The sequence below is a fragment of the Micromonospora sp. HB375 genome, assembly GCF_017872985.1.
GTDB classification, from domain to species: Bacteria; Actinomycetota; Actinomycetes; order Mycobacteriales; family Micromonosporaceae; genus Micromonospora; species Micromonospora chalcea.
Window position 1 is genome coordinate 2,772,004 of the sequence record NZ_JAGGJO010000001.1, and the last position, 19,743, is coordinate 2,791,746.

General features: G+C 70.7%; 20 protein-coding genes. 16 read left to right on the plus strand and 4 right to left on the minus strand.

Annotated elements, in window-relative coordinates; genetic code table 11:
• Positions 1-22: 22 nt before the first annotated feature.
• The 4 genes from J3R08_RS12890 to J3R08_RS12905 are packed head-to-tail and all read right to left on the minus strand — an operon-like array spanning position 23 to position 3,220.
• A complete protein-coding gene (locus tag J3R08_RS12890; RefSeq protein WP_209961263.1) occupies positions 23-883 on the minus strand; it encodes an oxygenase MpaB family protein in 861 nt (286 codons plus the stop codon).
• A complete protein-coding gene (locus J3R08_RS12895; RefSeq protein ID WP_209961265.1) occupies positions 880-2,118 on the minus strand; it encodes an MAB_1171c family putative transporter in 1,239 nt (412 codons plus the stop codon). Before J3R08_RS12895 ends, J3R08_RS12890 begins: the two co-directional genes overlap by 4 nt.
• A gap of 5 nt (positions 2,119-2,123) precedes the next feature.
• Positions 2,124-2,648 (minus strand): ImmA/IrrE family metallo-endopeptidase, encoded by a 525-nt coding sequence (locus tag J3R08_RS12900; RefSeq protein ID WP_280841892.1) that lies wholly within the window; start codon positions 2,646-2,648, stop codon positions 2,124-2,126.
• A gap of 50 nt (positions 2,649-2,698) precedes the next feature.
• On the minus strand, positions 2,699-3,220 hold the full coding sequence (locus J3R08_RS12905) for a hypothetical protein (RefSeq protein WP_209961267.1): 522 nt from the start codon (positions 3,218-3,220) through the stop codon (positions 2,699-2,701).
• A gap of 398 nt (positions 3,221-3,618) precedes the next feature.
• Between J3R08_RS12905 and J3R08_RS12910 the strand changes: the two genes are divergently transcribed.
• The 16 genes from J3R08_RS12910 (at position 3,619) to mycP (ending at position 19,528) form a co-directional block, all read left to right on the plus strand.
• Entirely contained in the window at positions 3,619-4,203 is a 585-nt protein-coding gene (locus J3R08_RS12910) for a hypothetical protein (protein ID WP_209961269.1), read from the plus strand.
• The gene (locus tag J3R08_RS12915; RefSeq protein ID WP_209961271.1) at positions 4,197-5,072 is read left to right on the plus strand and encodes a hypothetical protein; all 876 of its coding nucleotides are present in this window, start codon (positions 4,197-4,199) and stop codon (positions 5,070-5,072) included. The genes J3R08_RS12910 and J3R08_RS12915 overlap by 7 nt, the downstream gene beginning before the upstream one ends.
• Positions 5,069-5,749, plus strand: coding sequence for an SAF domain-containing protein (locus tag J3R08_RS12920; protein ID WP_209961273.1), 681 nt, complete (start codon positions 5,069-5,071; stop codon positions 5,747-5,749). Before J3R08_RS12915 ends, J3R08_RS12920 begins: the two co-directional genes overlap by 4 nt.
• Before the next feature lies 1 nt (position 5,750).
• Complete coding sequence (locus tag J3R08_RS12925; protein WP_209961275.1) at positions 5,751-6,557, plus strand: ParA family protein; 807 nt, start codon at positions 5,751-5,753, stop codon at positions 6,555-6,557.
• Complete coding sequence (locus J3R08_RS12930) at positions 6,550-8,058, plus strand: CpaF family protein (protein WP_209961277.1); 1,509 nt, start codon at positions 6,550-6,552, stop codon at positions 8,056-8,058. Before J3R08_RS12925 ends, J3R08_RS12930 begins: the two co-directional genes overlap by 8 nt.
• Positions 8,055-8,960 (plus strand): type II secretion system F family protein, encoded by a 906-nt coding sequence (locus tag J3R08_RS12935; protein WP_209961279.1) that lies wholly within the window; start codon positions 8,055-8,057, stop codon positions 8,958-8,960. The genes J3R08_RS12930 and J3R08_RS12935 overlap by 4 nt, the downstream gene beginning before the upstream one ends.
• On the plus strand, positions 8,957-9,814 hold the full coding sequence (locus tag J3R08_RS12940) for a type II secretion system F family protein (protein ID WP_209961282.1): 858 nt from the start codon (positions 8,957-8,959) through the stop codon (positions 9,812-9,814). Before J3R08_RS12935 ends, J3R08_RS12940 begins: the two co-directional genes overlap by 4 nt.
• Before the next feature lie 31 nt (positions 9,815-9,845).
• Positions 9,846-10,046, plus strand: coding sequence for a hypothetical protein (locus J3R08_RS12945; protein ID WP_209964527.1), 201 nt, complete (start codon positions 9,846-9,848; stop codon positions 10,044-10,046).
• Entirely contained in the window at positions 10,043-10,471 is a 429-nt protein-coding gene (locus J3R08_RS12950) for a TadE/TadG family type IV pilus assembly protein (protein ID WP_209961284.1), read from the plus strand. Before J3R08_RS12945 ends, J3R08_RS12950 begins: the two co-directional genes overlap by 4 nt.
• Positions 10,468-10,902 (plus strand): TadE family protein, encoded by a 435-nt coding sequence (locus tag J3R08_RS12955; RefSeq protein WP_209961285.1) that lies wholly within the window; start codon positions 10,468-10,470, stop codon positions 10,900-10,902. Before J3R08_RS12950 ends, J3R08_RS12955 begins: the two co-directional genes overlap by 4 nt.
• Complete coding sequence (locus J3R08_RS12960) at positions 10,899-11,321, plus strand: TadE/TadG family type IV pilus assembly protein (protein ID WP_209961287.1); 423 nt, start codon at positions 10,899-10,901, stop codon at positions 11,319-11,321. Before J3R08_RS12955 ends, J3R08_RS12960 begins: the two co-directional genes overlap by 4 nt.
• 20 nt (positions 11,322-11,341) lie before the next feature.
• Positions 11,342-14,758, plus strand: coding sequence for a LysM peptidoglycan-binding domain-containing protein (locus J3R08_RS12965; protein WP_209961289.1), 3,417 nt, complete (start codon positions 11,342-11,344; stop codon positions 14,756-14,758).
• Positions 14,759-14,836: 78 nt separating this feature from the next.
• Positions 14,837-15,217 (plus strand): hypothetical protein, encoded by a 381-nt coding sequence (locus J3R08_RS12970; RefSeq protein ID WP_209961292.1) that lies wholly within the window; start codon positions 14,837-14,839, stop codon positions 15,215-15,217.
• Positions 15,214-16,575 carry a hypothetical protein gene (locus tag J3R08_RS12975; RefSeq protein WP_209961294.1) on the plus strand — a complete coding sequence of 454 codons (1,362 nt, stop codon included), beginning with the start codon at positions 15,214-15,216 and terminating at the stop codon, positions 16,573-16,575. Before J3R08_RS12970 ends, J3R08_RS12975 begins: the two co-directional genes overlap by 4 nt.
• A 288-nt stretch (positions 16,576-16,863) precedes the next feature.
• On the plus strand, positions 16,864-18,288 hold the full coding sequence (locus J3R08_RS12980; RefSeq protein ID WP_245255794.1) for a hypothetical protein: 1,425 nt from the start codon (positions 16,864-16,866) through the stop codon (positions 18,286-18,288).
• Positions 18,289-18,298: 10 nt separating this feature from the next.
• A complete protein-coding gene (gene mycP, locus J3R08_RS12985) occupies positions 18,299-19,528 on the plus strand; it encodes a type VII secretion-associated serine protease mycosin (protein WP_209961296.1) in 1,230 nt (409 codons plus the stop codon).
• Positions 19,529-19,743: the final 215 nt, after the last annotated feature.

Sequence of the window (19,743 nt, forward strand, 5' to 3'; positions counted from 1 at the left end):
CTGCTGCTGCTCGCGTACTAGATCAATCGATCGCTTGGCTTCCCTGCGGCCCGAGTTCTCTGATCTCGTAGCCGTCGGGGTAGGTCTTGGTCCTGATGCCATCGGCGAACAACGGCGCCTTCGGCGGGGCCCCAAACCGCTGCTGCAGTCGGGCTCGCACCTTGAGCGCCAGGTGTAGGCCGGCCCGGACCGGCCACACCGGCGCGTCAACCCGGGTCGCGTGCCGCAGCCGCTCGTCGTACATGGCGCTGACCAGTTCGTTGCCCAGCGGCGCGAGAAGCCGGGGGACCCGGCCGAGCAGCAGCGACCGGGTCGCGCGCTCGATCACAGCAGCATCGTCGTTAGGCGTCAGGTGAGCGGCGTCGTACGCGTCGAACCAGACCTCACACTCCTCATAGGAGCTCGGGATCTCGGTGATGCCCATCCGCCGGCCCAGCTCCCGGTAGAAGAGGTAGGTCGCCCGCCGCTCGTGGCAGCAGGGCCGACGCCAGCCGTACCGTTCGAGCCACCGCGTCGGAATGACCACCAGGCAGCCGAGGACGTAGAGGTAGTCCTCGTTGGGGATGTTGTACGGGCGGTGGATCTGGTTGACCCGGCGCAGCGCGTCTCGACCGCGCGGCTGGTCGAAGCCGTTGAGCACCATCTCGTACATCAGCAGGCCGGTGTCGTCGATGCGCTTCTGCGTGCGCTCGGTCAACTCCCCGGTGCCGACGTGCACCGCGGCGATGGCCGGGATGGAGAACGACCGGTTGAACGCCAGGTTTAGCCCCAGCTTCATGTCCCACGGGAACTCCAGCCGCAGCGTCGTCTGGTAAATCTCCAGCCAGTCACGCTCGGGATCCAGCGTGCGGATGTGGGCCAGGTTGGCGTAGCGCTTTCTCATCGTGGGGCTTCTCCAACCCGGGAGGTCGGGGCATCCTGGGCGGCCGCGAGCCGGGCCGCGACGAGCGTCCGGGCCACTACGGGGGATCGGGTGTAGGCGGTGGTGACCTGGGCCAGCCATCCGATCTCGCCGGCGTAGCCGCCTTCCGGGCGGTGCAGCTCGTCGGTCGGCTGGGGGACCGCGGCCATGAGTCCGGCCCGGTGGCGGCGCAGGGCGCAGGCAAGGTGGGCCGCCTCGACGTTGGCTCGCTGCTCGTCAGCACTCATGCCGGCCTGCTCGGCGAACTGCTCGGCCAGCTCCGTCACCTTGACGTCCATGTACGGGCGAAGCGCCAGTCGGCCGTCGCGGATCTCGGCCACACGCCGGGTCAGGGCGTAGTCGATGTCGCGGGCGGCGCCGAGCGGACGCCGCAGGCTGGGGTCGAGTTCGAGCTCCGGCAGGGCGGCGACGAGGTCCCGCCACAGCGGTTCGAGCTGGCGGTACGAGCGGTAGTCGTCCCAGCGTCGGGTGATGGTGAAGATCGGGCCCCACGCCGGCATGGTCAAGCCGATCATCATGAGTAGCGCGCCGATGGTGACTAGGACGGAGGCGATCTCCCGCTCGCCGGCCGGCTGGTAACCGAGCCAGTAGGCGACGAGGTAGACGATCTTGTTGGTGCTGTAGAGCAGCGCGAACGCGGCGCCGACCGCGGTGAGGCGGAGACCGCGGCGCAACCATGGCCGCCCGCAGATGCGGGCGAATCGCCAGCACAGCCGGGCGATGTCGGTGCAGTAGGCGAAGAAGCCGACCAGCATGAAGATCAGCAGGTACGCGGTGACGGCGGGATCCCGCGCGTACTCGACGGTCAGGAGCACCGGCTCGTCGTAGGTGAGCGTGTAGGTGAACAGGGCGACCATGACGAGGAAGGCGCTGCCGGTGACCCACACCCAGATCCGGCTGCGGGCTGCTGCCTTCGCTGGCGGTAGGGACAGGTGAAGGAGCATGTTCTCGGCGCTCGCGGCGATCGTCATGGCGCAGCCGTGAGACATGACCTTGGCCAGGTTCGACAATCCGGACGCCGAGTCGATGCCCGCCGCGATGGGCGGGATGGCGAGCGTGATTCCGGCGGCGAAGGCACCGAGCGCCACGCAGATCGCGCCTCGGACCTGGCTCGGCTGGCGTCGCTGGAGCCGCAGCATGTAGCCGAAGGCGAGCCAGCCGGCGGCCGCGCACAGCGTGTACAGGATGGTGTCCATCTCGGCTACCAGTCAGGGTGTTCCAGCGAGTGCCGCAACCGGCCGTACAGCTCGGTGTGCCGGCTGTCCAGCGGCGAGTCCTGCTCGACCATCCGGCCGGCGCGTGCCCGTCGCAGCAGCAGCGAGCCGATCATCTCGGCCTCGCGCTCCTCGGCGGCCGCGTAGTTGCTCCGGCCGAGGCTGCGCTGGACCAGTTGCGGGTCCAGATCGGGCAGGAGCAGCCGGGAGGCTTCCGGGTCCAGGATCTCGGTCGTCTGGTGGCCGGCGAGCAGATGCCCCAATTCGTGACCGATGATCAGCAGTTGATGCAGGGGAGAGGTGTCCTGCTCGAAGAAGATGGCGTCGAAGTCGCCGGTCGGTACGCACATGCCGCAGACCGTGAGGGCGGGGAGCCGGATCGGCACCAGATGGATGGGTCGGCCACGCCGCTCTCCGAGCAGGTCGCACAGCCGCTGGATGTCGAACGGCTTCGGTATCTCCACCTCCGCGGCTATCTGCTCGCAGCGCTTGCGTAGTCGGTGCAACTTCACGTCTGGTTTCCCCCGCTCGTCGGCGTACTGCCACCGAAGGATCAACACGGCTATCTGCGACCGTCTGGCGCGGTGTTGGTCTCGTCCGGGCCGGCCGCTTCGGCGACGGCGCGCAGTCGGGCGACCATCTGCTCGATGAGCTGCGTGTCCCGCGCTGACAATCCGTTGTCGGCGAGTACCTGGCGCAGCGCCACCTGCTTGACGTCCATCCGACGCAGCTCGCTGAGCAGCGTGATCTGTTCCTGTATCCGTCGTGCCGCCGCGTCGTCGACGAAGTAGCCGGAGCTCACGCCAAAGGCGGCGGCCAGGGCGCGGACGTGGGAGGTGCGGGGGTCGCTGGCCACGCCGCGGCGCAACTCTCCGATGTAGGCCGCGCTGATCGAGACACCGGTCTCGGCCGCAGTCGCGTTGATCTTGTCGGCGATCTCCTTGTTGGTGTACCGGCGGTCGGGCTCATCGGACTCGCCGAGTTCCTCAGGGGTCGGCCGAATCCGGTCGAACAGGTACTCCAGCCGGGCGGCCAGGGTGTCGAGGGATGGCAGCTCCTGCTCCACATGCCGATCGTCGACCATGACTCATCACCCTCCAGCGACTAAACGACAGTGTCGCAGATGCAAGCGCCTACAAAACAGATGTTGACACATGCACGGAACGTGAGCGTATGCTCGCTCCTGTTTGGAGCAACGGGCGTTGAGTCACGATGCAATCCGCTCAACACCCGTTGCGTTGGCTGGTCAAGGCGATAGTTGGCCAGCCACAAGGGGGGAGTCTATCGATGTCGGGAGTGAGGCTTTTCGGCCCGACGCTCGGAGGGGGACGCTGGGCTGCTCGGGCCGGTCAACGATCCGGACCGGGCACCCCAGAGTCAGTCGCCGCGCTCGCGGCAACGAGCCGCTTCTCCGCATCTGCCGGCAGCGTAGCCGCGACAGGAGCCCGAGCCGCGCGTCCGTCACCAACGGGAGGCATCACGTTGACCGCAACGGTAAGCAGGATCCGGCGGGCTGACGTCCGCGTTACCGCCTGGCTCGCCGTCATCGTCGCCGGCGTTGCTGGCTGCGGTAACGACAAGCCAGACGCGACACCGAGCCCCACGACGTCATCGTCGTCTGCAGCGCCCTCGTCGACGGCCGGCGCCGAGAACACCGCAGCCAGCGCGGCCGCGTTGGCGGCCTACCGGAACTACGTTCGGGCCTACGTCACCGCGTCGAATAAGGGTGACTACAACGCCAAGCTCGACAGGTTCGTGGCCGACCCGGCGTTGCCGACCGTGCGCCAGGACCTGCTGATCAAGTTCCAGCAGGGACTCGTCACGGAAGGCGAACCGTCCTCGACGCCCGCCGTACGCAGCGTCGACACGAGCCGCCGTCCCTTCAGCGCCGAGATCGAGGACTGCTTCGACACCGGCACGTGGGACGTGGTCTCCAAAAAGACCGGCGAATCGGTACGGACCGAAGGTCAGGCCACGAGGTACGTGGTGACCGCCAAGGCGGAGTTGTTCGACGACGGCCAGTGGCGCATCCGGGAGGTCAACGCCCAACGGGAACGGCCATGCTGACCCGGAGGATCGTGGCCCTGCTCCTGGCGGTCGGCGCCGGCGCGCTGCTGGCGCCCGACGTCGCACACGCCGACTACGAGCACTGCGATGCGCTGGGCAACTGCTACTGGGTGGTGGAGAAGCCGGGCACCGGAGGCGGCGGTAACGACGGCGGTGGTGACAGCGGCGGCGGCGCCGGGCAGGGCTGCCGCTACGAGGGACAGACCGTGCCGTGCGTGGTCGACAGCTTCGGGGTGTGGGACGGGTCCTGCTACGTCAGGCGGATTCCGCCACCACCCGGCGGTCGGACCGATGGCTATTGGAGCATCCGCACCTGTGGTGTCTACGGCGGCATCGCCTCGCAGACGACGGCCTGGTCGCCGGAGCCGCCCGCCGGCATCCTGCCCAGCTACCAGGAGTTGGCGCAGCGAGCTATCGCCCAGATGAACCTCGACGGTCCCGACATCGGCATCGCCCCGCGCACCGACGGCGCCGGCCTCGTCGGCCTGCCGATCTGGCTCTGGAATAGGGCCAGCCCCAACACCTGGGGACCCGTCACCCGGACAGCCGCGGTGCCGGGACGGTCGGTCACCGCCACCGCCCGGGCGCAGAAGGTCGTGTGGGACATGGGAGACGGCCAGTCCGTCACCTGCACGAAGCCCGGCACCCCATACCAGCCTTCGTTCGGCAACAGGCGGTCGCCGGACTGTGGATACGACGGCTACCGCCAGCCGAGCAGCACCCAGGCAGGCGGCCGCTACACGGTCACGGCCACAACGACGTGGCTTGTCACCTGGAGCAGTGGGGGCGGCAACGCCGGCTCACAGTCCATCGACCTGTCCTCCACCACCACGATCGACATCGACGAACTGCAGGTGATCACCTCATGACCAGTGCGCCGTCCAAGGCTGGCCGCACCGCCTCGCCGGTCACCGCCCCGTACGCCGTGCCCCGCGTCGCGCCACAACGTCGGTGGCGGCCGGCGCTGGTCTGGCTGGCCGTGGCGCTGGTCGCCGCCGGCGGGCTGATCGCGGTCGCCGTGCTGCGCAAGGTCGGCACCACAGCGGAGTACCTGGCGGTGAACACCACGGTGGAGGTCGGCTCGGCCATCGAGCGGTCGGACCTGAGCACGGTGCGGATCACCGTCGACCCGGCCCTCAAGCCGATCGAGGCGAGCGCCGCCGACCAGATCGTCGGCAAGTTCGCGGCCGTCGCGCTGGTGCCCGGCACCCTGTTGACGCGGGCCCAGCTCACCGACCGAGCTGTACCCGGGGAGGGCAAGCAGCTGGTGGGCCTCAGTCTGCCGCCGGAGCGCCTGCCCGCCGATCGCGTCAAGCCCGGCGCCGCGGTGCTGCTCGTCGTGACCGCCGACAGCGGCCCAGTCCCGAACCAGCAGCCGAACGCCACCGCGCCGATCAGCATCAGCGCCACTGTCGTGGACGTGCACGCAGGCATCAGGGAAGGCACGACGCTGCTCAACGTCGCCGTGGCCGAACGCGACGGGCCGCTTATCGCCTCACGCGCGGCGGCCGGTCGGATCGTCGTCGCCCTGATCACGGGAGGCTGACGTGGCGATCATCGCGATGGTCTCGGCCAAGGGCTCGCCCGGCGTCACCACCATGGCACTCGCCTGCACGCTTGCCTGGAGAGAACGCACGGTGCTGGCCGAGTGCGATCCCGCCGGCGGCAGCGTCCTCAGCGGCTACCTGTCCCGCCTCGAGATCCCACCCGTCGGCCTACTGCCGCTTGCCGCGGCTGCCCTCCGCGACCAGCTCGCCGAGACGTTCGCCGACCAGCTCGTCGACCTCGACGCGCGGGATCCGGGCCGACGACTCCTCCTGCCCGGCATCAACGACGCGGTCCAGTCCGGAACGCTGCGACCCACCTGGGAGATGCTGAGCGCGCACTTCGCCGACCTGGAGCGCGGCGAGCCGGGCTACGACGTCATCGCCGACTGCGGGCGGCTGGCCACCAACGCGCCGCCGTGGCCGCTGCTGTTCCGCGCCGACCTCGTGCTGCTCGTCGTACGCGCGGCGACCCTGCGCACCATCGCGCCGGCCGTCGGCGCGGCGGAGTTGCTGCGGCGGGAGCTGACGCAGCACGGCCAGGGGACGGGAGCGCTCGCCTTGGCGCTGATCGGTGACGGCCCCTACGGTCGGCGGGAGATCGAGCAGCGGCTGCAACTGCCGACGGTGGTCGAGCTGCCCGACGACCGGCGTACCGCCGAGGTGCTGAGCGACGGCGGCGGTCGGCTGCGCGGCAGCCAGCAGCTGCTGCGCGCCGCAGCGAGCGCCGAGTCCGCCGTACGCGAGGCGATCGCGCGGCGGCGCGTACACCTGGCTCCGACGGCATCGAGGGGGAGTGGCCGTGCCTGACGAGCGCCGACACAGCCGCCCGGCCCGGCCGGCAGCGGTCGACCGCGTCGCCGCCAACGGCCACCGCTGGCCGACCAACGGCACGTCCCCGGAAGCACCTCGGCTGCCGGCCGTCGATCAGCCGCAGACCATCGACTACGCGGCGGTGCGAATGCTGCGCGCCCGGGTCAGCGCGGAGCTGACCGCGGCGCTTCGGGAGACGCCCAACGTCTCCACCGAGCACCGCCATGCCGAGGCGGAGCGCATCGCGGCCCGCCTCGTCCGGGAGCACGTGGACACGCTGCACCAGGCCGGCCAGCCGATCTCGCAGGCGGAGGAACATGCGCTGCTCGACGCGGTCGCCGCGGACATGTTCGGCCTCGGCCGACTACAGCAGCTGCTGGACCGGCCGGACATCGTGAACATTCACATCCTCGGCTGCGACAACGTCCGGATCGAGCACACCGACGGGCGGATCACGGTCGGCGAGCCGGTCGCGGAGACCGACAAGGAACTCGTCGACATGTTCCAGGTCCTGGCCATGCGTGCCGGCGCGACCGAGCGCTCGCTGTCCTCGACCAAGCCGTGGCTGGACATGCAACTGCCCGACGGCAGCCGGCTCACCGTCCTCATGCAGGTGTCGGTGCGTCCCTACGCGGCCATCCGTCGCCACACGCTGATGGACGTCAGCCTGGAGGACCTCCGCGACCGGTACGGCGCCGTCGACGACCTGATCTGCCGGTTCCTCAAGGCCGCCATGGCCGCCGGTCTCAACATCATGGTCGCCGGGCTGGCCGACGCAGGGAAGACCACCCTGCTACGCGGCCTGGCCCGGGAGATCCCCGACCGCGAGCAGTTCGTCACCCTGGAGGAGTCCCGCGAGCTCGGTCTGCACACCACCGGGCGGCACCGCTGGGCGATGAGCCTCGAGTCCCGGGAGGGCCACGGCTCCCGAGGCGCCGACGGTCGGCCCGCCGGCGAGGTCACGATCATGGACATGATCCCGCTGACGTTGCGGATGTCCGTGCAGCGGATCATCGTCGGCGAGGTCCGCTCCCGGGAGATCGTGCCGATGCTGCAGGCCATGGCGACCAGCAAGGGCTCTCTCTGCACCATCCACGCCCGGCATCCCCGCGCCGTGATGGACCGCGTCATCGAACTGGCGCTGCAGCACGGGCCCGAGATGACCGCCGAGCTGGCGCGGCGGATGGCCGCCGGCGCGATCGACCTGATCGTGTACGTCAGCGTCGAGGACGAGACCAAGCTCGGCGGCCGCAAGCACCGGTACGTCTCGGAGGTGCTCGAGGTGGGCGGGATGAGCGGCGACCAGCTCGTCACCACCCAGATCTTCGGCCCGGGCCCGGACGGCCGCGGCGTGCCACGGCACCTGCCGGAACGGCTGCGGGAGCCTTTGCTGCGGGTCGGCTACGACCCCCGCCATCTCACCGGCTACATCCAGCAGGGCGAGCACAACCACGGCGCCTGGACCAGCCGGCTCGACACCCTGGCGAGGCGGCCATGAGCCCACTCGACCTCGCCGCCGTGCTGGCGGGCATGCTCGCCGTCTCCGGCGCGGTCGTCGGCGTCCTCGGCGTCGTCGGGACCACCCGGCCACCCCGGCCGCCATCGGCGCTGCACCAGCAGGCACGCCGCTGGTGGACCGGGTCGGGACGCACCCGCCGGGAACAACGCGCCCACCAGATCAAGGTGGTGACGTCGGTCGTTGCCGGCGCGCTGACCTGGCTGCTGACCGGTTGGCCCGCCGCCGCCGTGATCATCGGCGCCGCCGTTCCCGGCGTACCGTGGCTGTTCGCCGCCGGTCGTGCCGAGAAACAGGCCGTCGCCCGCCTGGAAGCCGTCGAGGCCTGGACCCGCCGCCTGGCCGACATCGTGGCTCGTGGCATCGGCCTGCAGCAGGCCGTCGTTGCGACCGCCGCGACCGCGCCGCAGCTCATCGAGCAGGAGGTCCGTGACCTGGCCGCGCGTCTGCAGGGCAGCGGCGATCCGATCGCCGCGCTGCAACAGATGGCCGACGACCTCAACGACTACACCGCCGATCAGGTCATCGCGCCGTTGATGCTCCACGTCACGGACCGCGGCGAAGGCCTGCATGAGGTGTTGAACGCGATCAGCCGGTCCATCGCCGCCGAGATCGAGATGCGCTCGACCGTCGACGCCAAGCGCGAGGGCCCACGCTTCGCCGTGCGGTTCCTGACCGGCATGACCGTCCTGGTGCTGGCGTACGGGGTGATGAACCCGCACTACCTCCAGCCCTACGGCAGCGTGCTCGGCCAGCTCGTGCTGCTGTTCCTCGCCGGTCTCTACGTCGTGCTCATGACCTCGGTACGCAAGCTCAGCCTGCCGCCCCGGCGGGAGCGGCTGCTCCCGCCGGCCGAGGTCCAGACACTTGGAGCGACGGTATGACCAACGGCTACGTCACCGCCATGGTCATCGCCGGCGGGATGACCGGCCTCGGGGTGTTCCTACTGGTCGTGCAACTGATCCCCGCCCCACCGGCGCTCGGCCCGGCGCTCCGACGTCTTCAGCCACTGACCGCCGCGAACCCCCCACCGGCCGGCGTCAGCTGGCTCCGGCGCCGGTTCACCGTGCCGCACGCCGACCTGCGGCTGCTGGGCCGCAGCACCGACCAGTACTTCCTCACGCTCGGGCTGTCGGCGCTGTTCTGCCTCATCCTGCCGGCGCTCATCACCATCGCGGTCGCGGCGCTCCGCGTACCGATTCCGGTCGTCATCCCCGCCGGCGGGACCGTCGCCGCCGCGCTGGCCGGCGCGGCGCTGGCCCACCGGGAGGTCGTCGCCAAGGCCGCCGTCGCCCGGGCCGAGTTCAGCCGCGCCATGTGCACCTACCTGGACCTCGCCGCCCACCAGGTCCTCGGCGGCCACGGCCCGGTCGAGTCGCTCGACCGCGCCGCCAGCGTCTGCCACGGCTGGGTCTTCGCCCGCATCCGGGAGGCCCTGCTCGGCGCCCAGCTGCAGCTCCGACCGCCGTGGGACGAGCTGAAGGCCCTCGGCCGGGACATCGAGGTCATCGAGCTCGGCGACCTGGCCGACATCATGCGCACCGCCGGCAGCGAAGGGGCCAGCGTCCACCAGACGCTGCGCGCCCGGGCCGACTCGATGCGGGACCGGATCCGCACCGAGGCCCTCGCCCAGGCGGAGCTGCGCACCAACAAGCTCGACATCCCCGCTGCCGCGCTGATCCTCGTGCTCCTCGTCCTCATCGGCTACCCGTTCATGGCCCGCCTGTTCGTCCGCTGACACCGGCACCACCCACACGGAGGGAACCGCCATGCACACCATCCACGACTTCCTCGCGCAGCTGGCCACAAACTGGCAGCGCATGACCGACCCGGCCGAGGCCGAGCGCGGCGACAGCCCCGTCGGCACCGCCGTCATCACCGCGATCCTCGTCGCCGGTGCCGTTGTCGTCGCCGGGGCGATCGTTGCCGTCGCCAACGGCTGGGTCGCGCTCATCCCGACGCAGCCGTGACGCAGCCCCTGGCCACCGCCCGTCCGCGTCCCACCCGGCGCGGGCGGGCCGCCCGGTGGCACCACGATCGGGGCAGCTCGCCGGTCGAGTTCGCCGTCATCGCGCTGCCGATGCTCCTGCTGACCTTCGCCGTCGTGCAGACCGGGCTGGTCTACTTCGCCCAGTCGATCGCGCTGGGCGCAGCCACCCAGGGCGTGAACGCCGCACGGGGTTACCAGTCGACTGCCGCGGCTGGTGAGGCACGTGCCGCCGCCTTCCTCTCGACCGCCGGTGCTGGGCTGGACAACCAGCAGGTCGTCGTCACCCGCACCGGGTCGGAGGTGCGGGTCACCGTCACCGGTAAGGCAATCACCGTGTTTCCCGGGCTTAACTGGACGATCAGCAAGACCGCGCACGGTTCCGTCGAGCGGCCGACCTCGCCATGAGCACCCGGCGGAACCGCGCGCAGCGCGGCTCGGTGAGCATCGAGATGGCCGTGGTCGCACCGGCCATCCTGGCGCTGTTCGCCGGCGCCGTCATCGGCGGTCGGGTCAACATCGCCCGCCAGGCGCTCGAGGCCGCCGCGTACGACGCCGCACGCACCGCGTCGCTGGCCCGTACCGCCGGCGATGCGAACGAGCAGGCGTTGGCCGCCGCCGACTCGACGCTTGATGTGCAGGGGCTGAGCTGCACCAGCCTGGAGGTCACCATCTCCACCTCCGGGTTCGACGTGCCGGTCGGGCAGGCCGCCACAGTCACCGCGACGGTCAGCTGCACCGCGACGTTCTCGGATGTGGCGCTGCCCGGCATGCCCGGCACTGTGCCACTCGAGGCCTCCTTCACCAGTCCGCTCGACACGTACCGGAGCAGAACGTGACCGCCCTCCGCCGACGCCTGCGCGGCGACGACGGCCGGGTCACGGTCTGGTTCGCCGTCCTCGTGCCCGCCTTCCTCGCTCTGATCGGCCTCGTCGTCGACGGCGGCGCCAAGGTGCGGGCCTACCAGCGCGCCGACAACATCGCCGCCGAGGCGGCCCGCGCCGGCGGGCAGGCGATCAAGGCCGGCCAGGCCATCGACGGCGGCAACAAGGAGATCGAGCCCTCAGTCGCCGCCGACGCCGTACAGGCGTACCTCGACGACCTCGACGGGGTCACCGGCTCGGTCACCGTCGACGGAGCGCAGCAGCTCACCGTGACCGTCACGGTCACCTACAACCCGATCCTGCTCGACCTGTTCGCCGGGGGAGCAGGCACGACCGTGACCGGCCGCGCGACCGCCACCTTGATTGCGCAATAGCAGCCCGCGAAGGAGCAACAGTGGCACGCACCAAACCCGCCACCGGCCGCGGCCGGCAGGTACTCGCCGGCGTCGGCGCGCTCGCCGTGGTCGCGGTGACCGCTGCCCTGCCCGCGCTGCTCTTGTGGGCCGCCGGCAACCCGCTGCCCCGCCTGGGCACATGGCTCTCGACGCTCACGAACGATCCGGGTGCTGCCGCCGGCCAGATCTGGCAGGCGCTCAGCAGCCGGGACGACGGGGACCTGTTCCTGCAGACCTTGACGCTGATCGGCTGGATCGCAGCGCTCCTGGCCGCGTGGACCTGGGTCACCTTCCTCGTCGCCGTGGTGGTGGAGACTGTCGCGCAATTGCGCGCACGCCGTCGGGGACAGGTGCCGCGCAACGCCGCCCGGATCCCGGGGGCACGGTTCCAACAACGCGTGGCCGCCGCGTTGATCGCGGCCATTCTCGGCGCCATCGCCGCGCCGACCCTGGCCTCCGCCGCCGCGCCGGCCGCCCTCACCACGCCGGCGGTGGCCGCACCCCGCTCCGACCACGTGGTGGCCAAACCCATCGCGCCGGTGGACGCCACGACCACCACCGGGTACGTGGAACATCCGGTCGAGCGCGGGGAGAGCCTGCTCGACATCGCTGAGGCGCACAACGTGCCCTGGCAACGCCTGGCCGAGGCCAACCACGGCCTCGCGCAGCCGGACGGCCGCAGCCTCCAGCCCGGCAACACCCGGGTGTACGCCGGCTGGACGCTCCGGATCCCCATCGTCGCGTCCCCGGTGGCCAAGACCATGCAGGCACCGGGACGGCTCGTCTACGAGGTGGCGCGCGGCGACTGGCTGGCCGGTGTCGCCGAGCGTTTCCTCGGTGACGCCGACCGCTACCCGGAACTCGTGGCCATCAACTCCGACCTTGAGCGGCGTGACTACCGGTTCCCTGACCATATTGAACGCGGGTGGCGGATCACGCTGCCGGCGGAGGCTCGCGATCGCGGCGCGGGCGACCACGCCCGGGGCCGGGTCGTTGTCGATAGCCGCACCCGGCCCACTCCGAGTGCTCCCGAAGCCGGCAGCGAGCCGGCGCCGAGCGTTCCGGAGGCCGAGGCCGGGGGTGAGCCGCCCTCCTCCCGTTCGCCGGACCGCGGCGGGAGCGAGCCGATCCCCCCAGCTTCATCCGCTCCGGCTCGACCGAGCGATGCTCCGACGCCACCCACTTCAGCAAGCTCGTCTTCGACGACTGCACGTCCAAGCGGCGAGTCCGGGGCGGTGGATCCGGCACGCGAGCCCGGGCCGGCGGGCGACGACAGCGCCAGCGACGCCATCGTGTTGGGTTCACTCGCCGGAGCGGGCCTGCTCTCAGCGCTGTTGCTGGCCGCAGTGTTCCGCCGTCGACGCAGTCAGAGGCAGCACCGCCGGCCCGGCCGCCGACTACCGCACCCTCGCGGTGGCGCCACGGAACGCATCCTGCGCGTGGCCGAGCAACCCGCCGACGTCGACCGGCTCGACCTCGCCCTGCGCAGCCTCGCCGCGGCGCTGGCGGAGCGGGAACAGCCAGTGCCGGACATCGCCGCTGCGTGGATCGTCGACCAGGCCGTCACGATCGTGCTCACCGAGCCTTGTCCTCAGCCACCCCCACAGTGGGTCGAGGAGGGCGCTCAGTGGATCCTGCCCGGGGACGCGGCCGTGCCTGCCGTTGTTGAGCAGCTCGCACCGCTGCCCACCCTCGTTGCGGTCGGGTCGCAGCCCGGCCGGCATCTGCTGCTCGACCTCGAACGGCTCGGCGAGCTGATCATCGCGGGCGACGGTGAACAGACCGCTGCCCTGCTGCGCTACCTGGCTTGCGAACTCGCCTGCAACACCTGGTCGGACGATGTCGAGGTCATCATCGCCGGCTTCCCGGCGGCGGAGACCGAACTGCTCGTCGCCCTCAACCCGGACCGCGTCCGTGCGGCGTCGTCGGTTCACGAGGCCGTCCCACGGCTGCGACGGCGGGCCGCCGCGGTGACGGCCGGCCTGCACGCGTCCGGGGCGCCCGACACCCTCGCCGGTCGCCTCACCGACGTCGGCGAGGCCTGGGCGCCCCAGGTGCTGCTCGTCGCCGAGCCCGACGAGGACGACCTCGACGTGCTCCACGAATTCGGAAAGGAGCTGCGCGGCGAAGGTAGATGCGCCGTCGCCGTCGTCAGCACCACCGGCGCCCGCACCGCCACCGCCTCGAACACCGTCGTTCTCGACGAGTACGGTCGGCTCCGACTCGCGTTGCCATACCTCCAGGTCGAGGGGGCCCCAGCCGGTCTACCTGTACGCGAACTGGAGCCGCTCGTCGAGATCATGGCGCAGGCCCGGGCGGCGACTGACGAATCGACTCCGCAGGCCCCGGAGCCGGAGGAGTGGGCGGAGGACAGCGACGCCGCCGGGTCAGTGCTCGACCTCCTCACTGGTGGCGAGCCAGCGACCCCGAGAACGGCCCCGGCCGAAACCCGCCTGTCGGCACCGGCGGATCCCATCGCCGCCATACCTACCCTGGACCGACCTCGCACGGCCGGCTTCACCCCGCGCCGAGAGGTCACCGCTGCGATCCGCCAACGACGCCGCCAGGCTGACCCGGATCTCGACACTGATCTGCGGTCCTGGCGCGAGCAGGACCCGACGCGCCCGCGCGTCAGCGTGCTCGGGCCTGTCGTCGTTGACGCGCCCGGCCCGGTTCCGGACCAGCGCCAGCGCTTCCACGGCGAACTGATCGTCTACCTCGCCCAGCGAGGAGCCCGTGGAGCCTCCGCCGAGCAGCTCACCGACGCGTTGTGGCCCGACCAGCAGGTCAAGGACGCCAGCCGCCGGGTGGCCATCACGCGAGCCCGCCGCTGGCTGGGCGAAGCGCCTGACGGCACTTCCTGGCTGCCCGAGATGGGCTCCGATCGGCTCTATCGACTGCGCGACGGCTACCTGCTGGACTGGCATCTGTTCCGCCGACTGCGCAGTCGCGGCGAGAGCCGCGGAGTGGCCGGCGTCAAGGACCTACGCGCCGCGTTGGAGCTCGTCCGGGGCGCACCGCTCGACGGCGCCGAGCGCGCCTACGCCGTGGGCACCCGCAACCCGTTCACCTGGCTGCCCGAGTCCGACATCTACCCGGGTCACCTCACCTCCGCGATCGTGGACACCGCCCACGAACTGGCCGAGCTGTACCTCGATGCCGGTGACCCCACCGGCGCACGGTGGGCCGTACAGCAGGCCTGGCTGGCCGACCCGGAGCGCGGTGACGACGGACCGTGGCACGACATCATGCGGGCCGCCCACGCCGAGGGACACACCGCTGAGCTGCGGAATCTGCTGGGCGAGCTGATGCGGGTCCGCGAGGCCGAGGTGCCGGAGGACCTGACCCCTGCCACGTACGCCCTGCTGCGCGAACTCCTGCCCGATCTGCTCACGGCCAGCACCAGCAGCGGATGACGCGAAACCTGCAAACGACCCCATCTGACCGACCGATTGGAGTGGACGACCTTGCTGACATCGAATCAAGCCCACGGCATGGACTACATCGAGGCGACGAAGGAGCTGTGCGCCGACAGTGCGCATGCTTGGGACGACACCACCGCAGCCGGTGCCGTCCAGCTTGCGATCGAGGCATGGAAGCGCCTCTCCGGGACCGACATCGCCTGGGACCACTTCGGCCTGGAGATGCTCGACATCCGTGCGCGGCTGTACGCCGACCACGATGACGTGGTGGTCGACGCCGCGGCGCCGGCGCGCGACGACATCGAAACCCGCCACGCGGTCGCGACGCTGGTGGAGCACCTTGCCCGCTATCACGAACACCTCGCTGCCAGCGGCGGTGATGACCTTGCCCGGCGGCTCGACCACGACGCCGCCGCCCAGCAGCTACGACGCGCGGTGGCGGCTCTGGCATGACGATCGGCCACTGGCACGGCAGGGCCGACCGGGCACTGCGCGCGGCGAGCACGGCGATGCGTCAGCAACCGCCGGAATCCGCAGCAGACATCAACGCGGTGGTCAACGCCCGGTCCGCTGTCTACGCGCAGCTGATCCGGGCAACCGAGCTGCTGGCCGGTGGCCGTCCGGCGGTGGAGGGACTGGATCGAGCCGGTGCCAGGGCATTGATGACCAGGCGTGGACAGCGACTGACCCAGTTCTACGCGGGCCTCCGCGCAGCCGCACTCGTCGACCGGCAGTTTCCACCGTCCGGCAGGAGGGTGAGCGCTGAACCGGCGCGGTCGCTGCGCCGTGCCGCGGACGCCGTCGGCGTGATCGGTGACATCCTCGCCTGCCACGTGCCCCCAGGTCAGCGGCCTCCGACCCCGGAGGGGTTTGCGATCCGGCGAGGAGGCGGCGTTTCGTCCGGCCTCGCTGACGTCGCCCGGCTCACGTCGGGCCTCGTGGTGCTCGACATGGCGTTGCCCGGATGGCTCGACCACGGACAAGGGCATCTGACCGAGATCTACCGCCCGGTGGCGGAGGCCGCCCGATGGACGGCGAACAGCGGTCTCGCCAGGACAGCACGAGCTCTGGTCGTTGCAGGTAAAGGGCAGCCGTCCCTGCACGGGCTTGATGTCGCGCGTTCGCCGCTCGATCCGGCACCCGACATCCGTACCGTTGACGACGCGGTCGCGGCTGTCGCGGCCGCGCGTAGCTGGCTGTGGCAGTACCCGCAGCAAGTCGCCGGAGTTCACCTGCAGCTCGGCACTCAGCTCGGCTTGGCCGTGCACGTTGCCACCAGCGACGGTGCCCCGACGAAGGTGGACGGTTGGCGGCGTGCCGCCATTGCCGCTGCCGAGTTGCGGGCCACCCCACCGGTCGGTCCGGCCCGAGACGCTGCCGGGGAGCTGGCGGAGGCGTTGCGGTGGACACGGTCGCACCTGACAGATGGGTCCGACGGGAATAACCGGGAGCTCATGCGTCTGAACGCCGAGCTGCCGTTCCTCGCTGCGACCCTGCACAGAGGGTTGTCCGCAGCGGTGCGCCGTGGTGACTTGTTCATCAAAGCCGAGGGCACCCTGACGCGTCCGGCTGGCTCACTCGTCTTCCGTGCCGTCGAGCGGTGGCGACCCGCCAGGAGCCACGATGACCTGGTCCAGGATCTCGGCCGAGGGCTGCTGGAGCGTCGTGACCTGGAGAACGCCGGCGATCTCGCGAGGGCTGCGGCGCGTGCTTTCCCTCGCCCACCCCGTCCTCGGTCTCCAAATGACCAGCCCTCGAACCCCCCGACGGTCGAGGCGACGCCGAGTCGAGGTCGTGGGCACTCACGCTGAGCCCAATCGGTAGGGAACCGCTCCTGTCGCTGCTCTCTGGATTGGGTCGGCTACTGTAGGCTCTCGTCATCTCGGGGGAGGGCGTTCAGTGGTGCAATTCGATCTCGTGCCGCGGCCGTGCATCGCGGTCGGTCTTCGAGACGACCCGATTCAGATCGTCTCTCTGCAGTCGACGGTGCGGGGTCGTGCATCCGGCCCCCTCCCAGGCTGAGAGGGCCGGCAATGGGCACCTGGGAGCAGTGCGTACGCGAGGTGACGCTGTCGGCGGACCCGGACCTGGTCGGTGAGGTGGGCGTCGGCTGGAACAACCTCTCCACCACCCTGGGATACCTACGGGATGCATTGGTCGGACGTTCCTTCGTCGGCCCGATCGCGCCGGGCGCCGTGCGTCCACACACCGATGGTCTGCCCGGCCTGCTCGCCGGCTGGACCGGCAGCGGAGGCGACGCGTACCGCGAGCACCTGAGCGACATCGGCCGCAGCATCGAGGACCTGATCACCACCGCGAGCAACGTCGGTGGCGCGCTGTCGCGGATCGAGGGTGACATCCGTAAGGCGGTTGCGAGCATCCCGATTCCCCTGATGGACGACTTCGGTGTCAACGAGTGGAGCCTGCCCAACGGCGGCGAGCTCGACGACGCCAACGACGGCGGGAACGCCTCCGGCTTCCTGGCTGCGCTGCGAGCGGACTACCGGACCGATCCTTCCTCGTACGCCGACGGCGCCTTCCGGGAGAAGGCCGACGACCTGGAGGCGACCATGAAGGTCGACGGCCGGGCCGGTGACCAGAAGCGGGGCGGCCTGTGGGATACCAGTTCGCACTTGAACAACTGGTATCGGGACAACCAGCAGGTGGCCAACAGCGCAATGGTCCCGCTGCCGCAGGCACTGGAGACCGAGCGGCCGCGGCTCGAGGTACCGGAGTTCGACGAGCGTGGCAACTCTGACGGGTTCCGTCCTCGCACTCCTCCGGCTGGCTACACCCCTGCCGGATTGGACGGCGGGGTCGGGGCAGGCGGCGCCCCCACAGTCGGTGGTGGCTCCGGGTACGACGGCGGTGGGGCTTCCCCCGGCGTTGCGGGCATCAGCGGTGGCGCCTCCTCCGGTGGAAGCCATTCCTCGGTCTCAGTGCCGTCGGCCGGTGGCAGCTCCGGTAGTGACCTCACCGGCGGTAGCACGGGCTCGTACCCCGCTCCCTTGCCTCGGAGCGGCGATCCGATCGCGGATCTGGGTCTCGGCACCAGCCTGGCCGGTGCCGGCGGACCGATCGCCCTCGGCGGTGGCCCCGGCGGTTCTACAATCCCGGGTCTCGGCGGCCACAGCCCGCTCGGTATCGGAGCCGGACCCGGGCTCGGTTCGCCGAGCGGGATCGGCGGCGCCGGCTTCGGTGCCGGGGGTGGGCTCGGCGTCGGTGGGGGCGGCCCCGTCGTCGGCGGTCAGATCAGCCCGGTCGGCATCCCCGGCATGGTCGGCGGTGGCAACGGCCGAGTGCCGCCGATGACCAGCGCCGCCAGCGCACTGCGTAACGCCGCCGGTAGTCGTGCCGGCGCCGGCACGGGCGGTTCGCGTGGCAGCGCCGGCGGAATGATCGGTGGCGTCGGGCGGGAGAGCGGCGCCGAGGACGACGGCGCCGGTCCGGAGTCGTTGTGGTTGACTGAGGACGGCGATCCGTGGGGCCGTGATGACACCGGTTCCCCCGGCATTCTGCGATGAGGGCGGACAGATGAGCGTGAATGCCAGCATGCTCCGGCCGGTCGCGGCCGGCCTGCTGAGCGTGCTGCTGGTCGGTGCCGCCGCCCAGCCTGCTGTCGCCGCGCCGCAGCGGGCTGAGCAGTGGTACCTGGACGAGCTTCGCATCGAGCAAGTGCGCAAGCTGTCGACCGGTCGCAGCGTAATCGTCGGGGTGGTGGACAGCGGCGTCGACGCCACCCACCCGGACCTCCGGGGCCGGGTGCTTCCCGGCGGTCGCAGCTATGGCGCGACCGGGGACGGTCGCGCCGACGAGGACGGTCATGGCACCCATATGGCCGGCATCATCGCGGCGACGAACGCGGCCGCCGACGGTGTGGACGGGATCGCCCCAGGCGCCAGGATTCTCCCCATCAAGATTAAAAAGGGCAAGGGGCGGGCCAGCAGTCAAGCGGTGGCCCAGGGCATCCGGATGGCCGTCGATGGCGGAGCCACGGTGGTCAACGTGTCCGTCGGCGGGGCGGCTGCGGCATCGCCGGGGGAGAAGGAGGCCATCACGTACGCCCTCGCAAAGGACGTCGTCGTGGTCGTCTCCGCCGGCAACATCGCCAAGGGTGAGAAGGCCGTCACCTCGCCGGCCAACATTCCCGGCGTCATCGCGGTGACCGGCACGACCCGTGGAGGAGCCTTCTGGTCCGGCTCTGTACAGGGCCCGGAGGCCGCGGTGTCGGCCCCTGGCGACGGCATCTTCAACATCGGCCCGAACCACGGCTACGGCTGGGGCGACGGCACCTCGGACTCCGCCGCCATTGTCTCCGGTGTTGTGGCGTTGATCCGGTCGAAGTACCCGGATCTCGACGCGGCGAATGTGATCAACAGGATCATCCGCACGGCCCGTGACGCCGGCCCGGCGGGTCGTGATCCCCAGTACGGCTTCGGTCGTATCGACCCGGTGGCCGCGTTGACCGCCGACGTGCCGGCGGTCTCCGAGAATCCTCTGCTCGGCCCGACGCCCCCGGCTACCGGTGCAGACCAGGCAGCCGGGGACGACAACTTCGACGTCACCAGGTATGGCGACCAGGGTGGCCCGAGCGACCAGCAGGTTGCCGTGATCGCTGTTGGCGCCGGCCTGGTGGTTCTCATCCTGCTGATGTTGACGATCTTCCTCATCCGGAACCGCCGACGCCACAGGGCCGAGGAAGCTGTACGCCACGACCTCGCTGGTGAGGTGCCCTCCGCGGGATTCTCTCGCCAGTCGCATTGATCCGTCATCGTCGGGCGGGCCGACGCGGGCGCTGGAAGTCCGATCTGCGGCGATCACTCAGGGCGGCGAGGCGGTGACACGCGTTGATAGGGTCGTCGCCATGATGGCGTTGCGGCGGAAGGACGCACTCGTCGGGCGTGCGCACAACCTGAGCGCAACGACTGACACGACCGGGCAGAGAGGACAAACCCGATGATTCACGGGTCGCGAGAGCC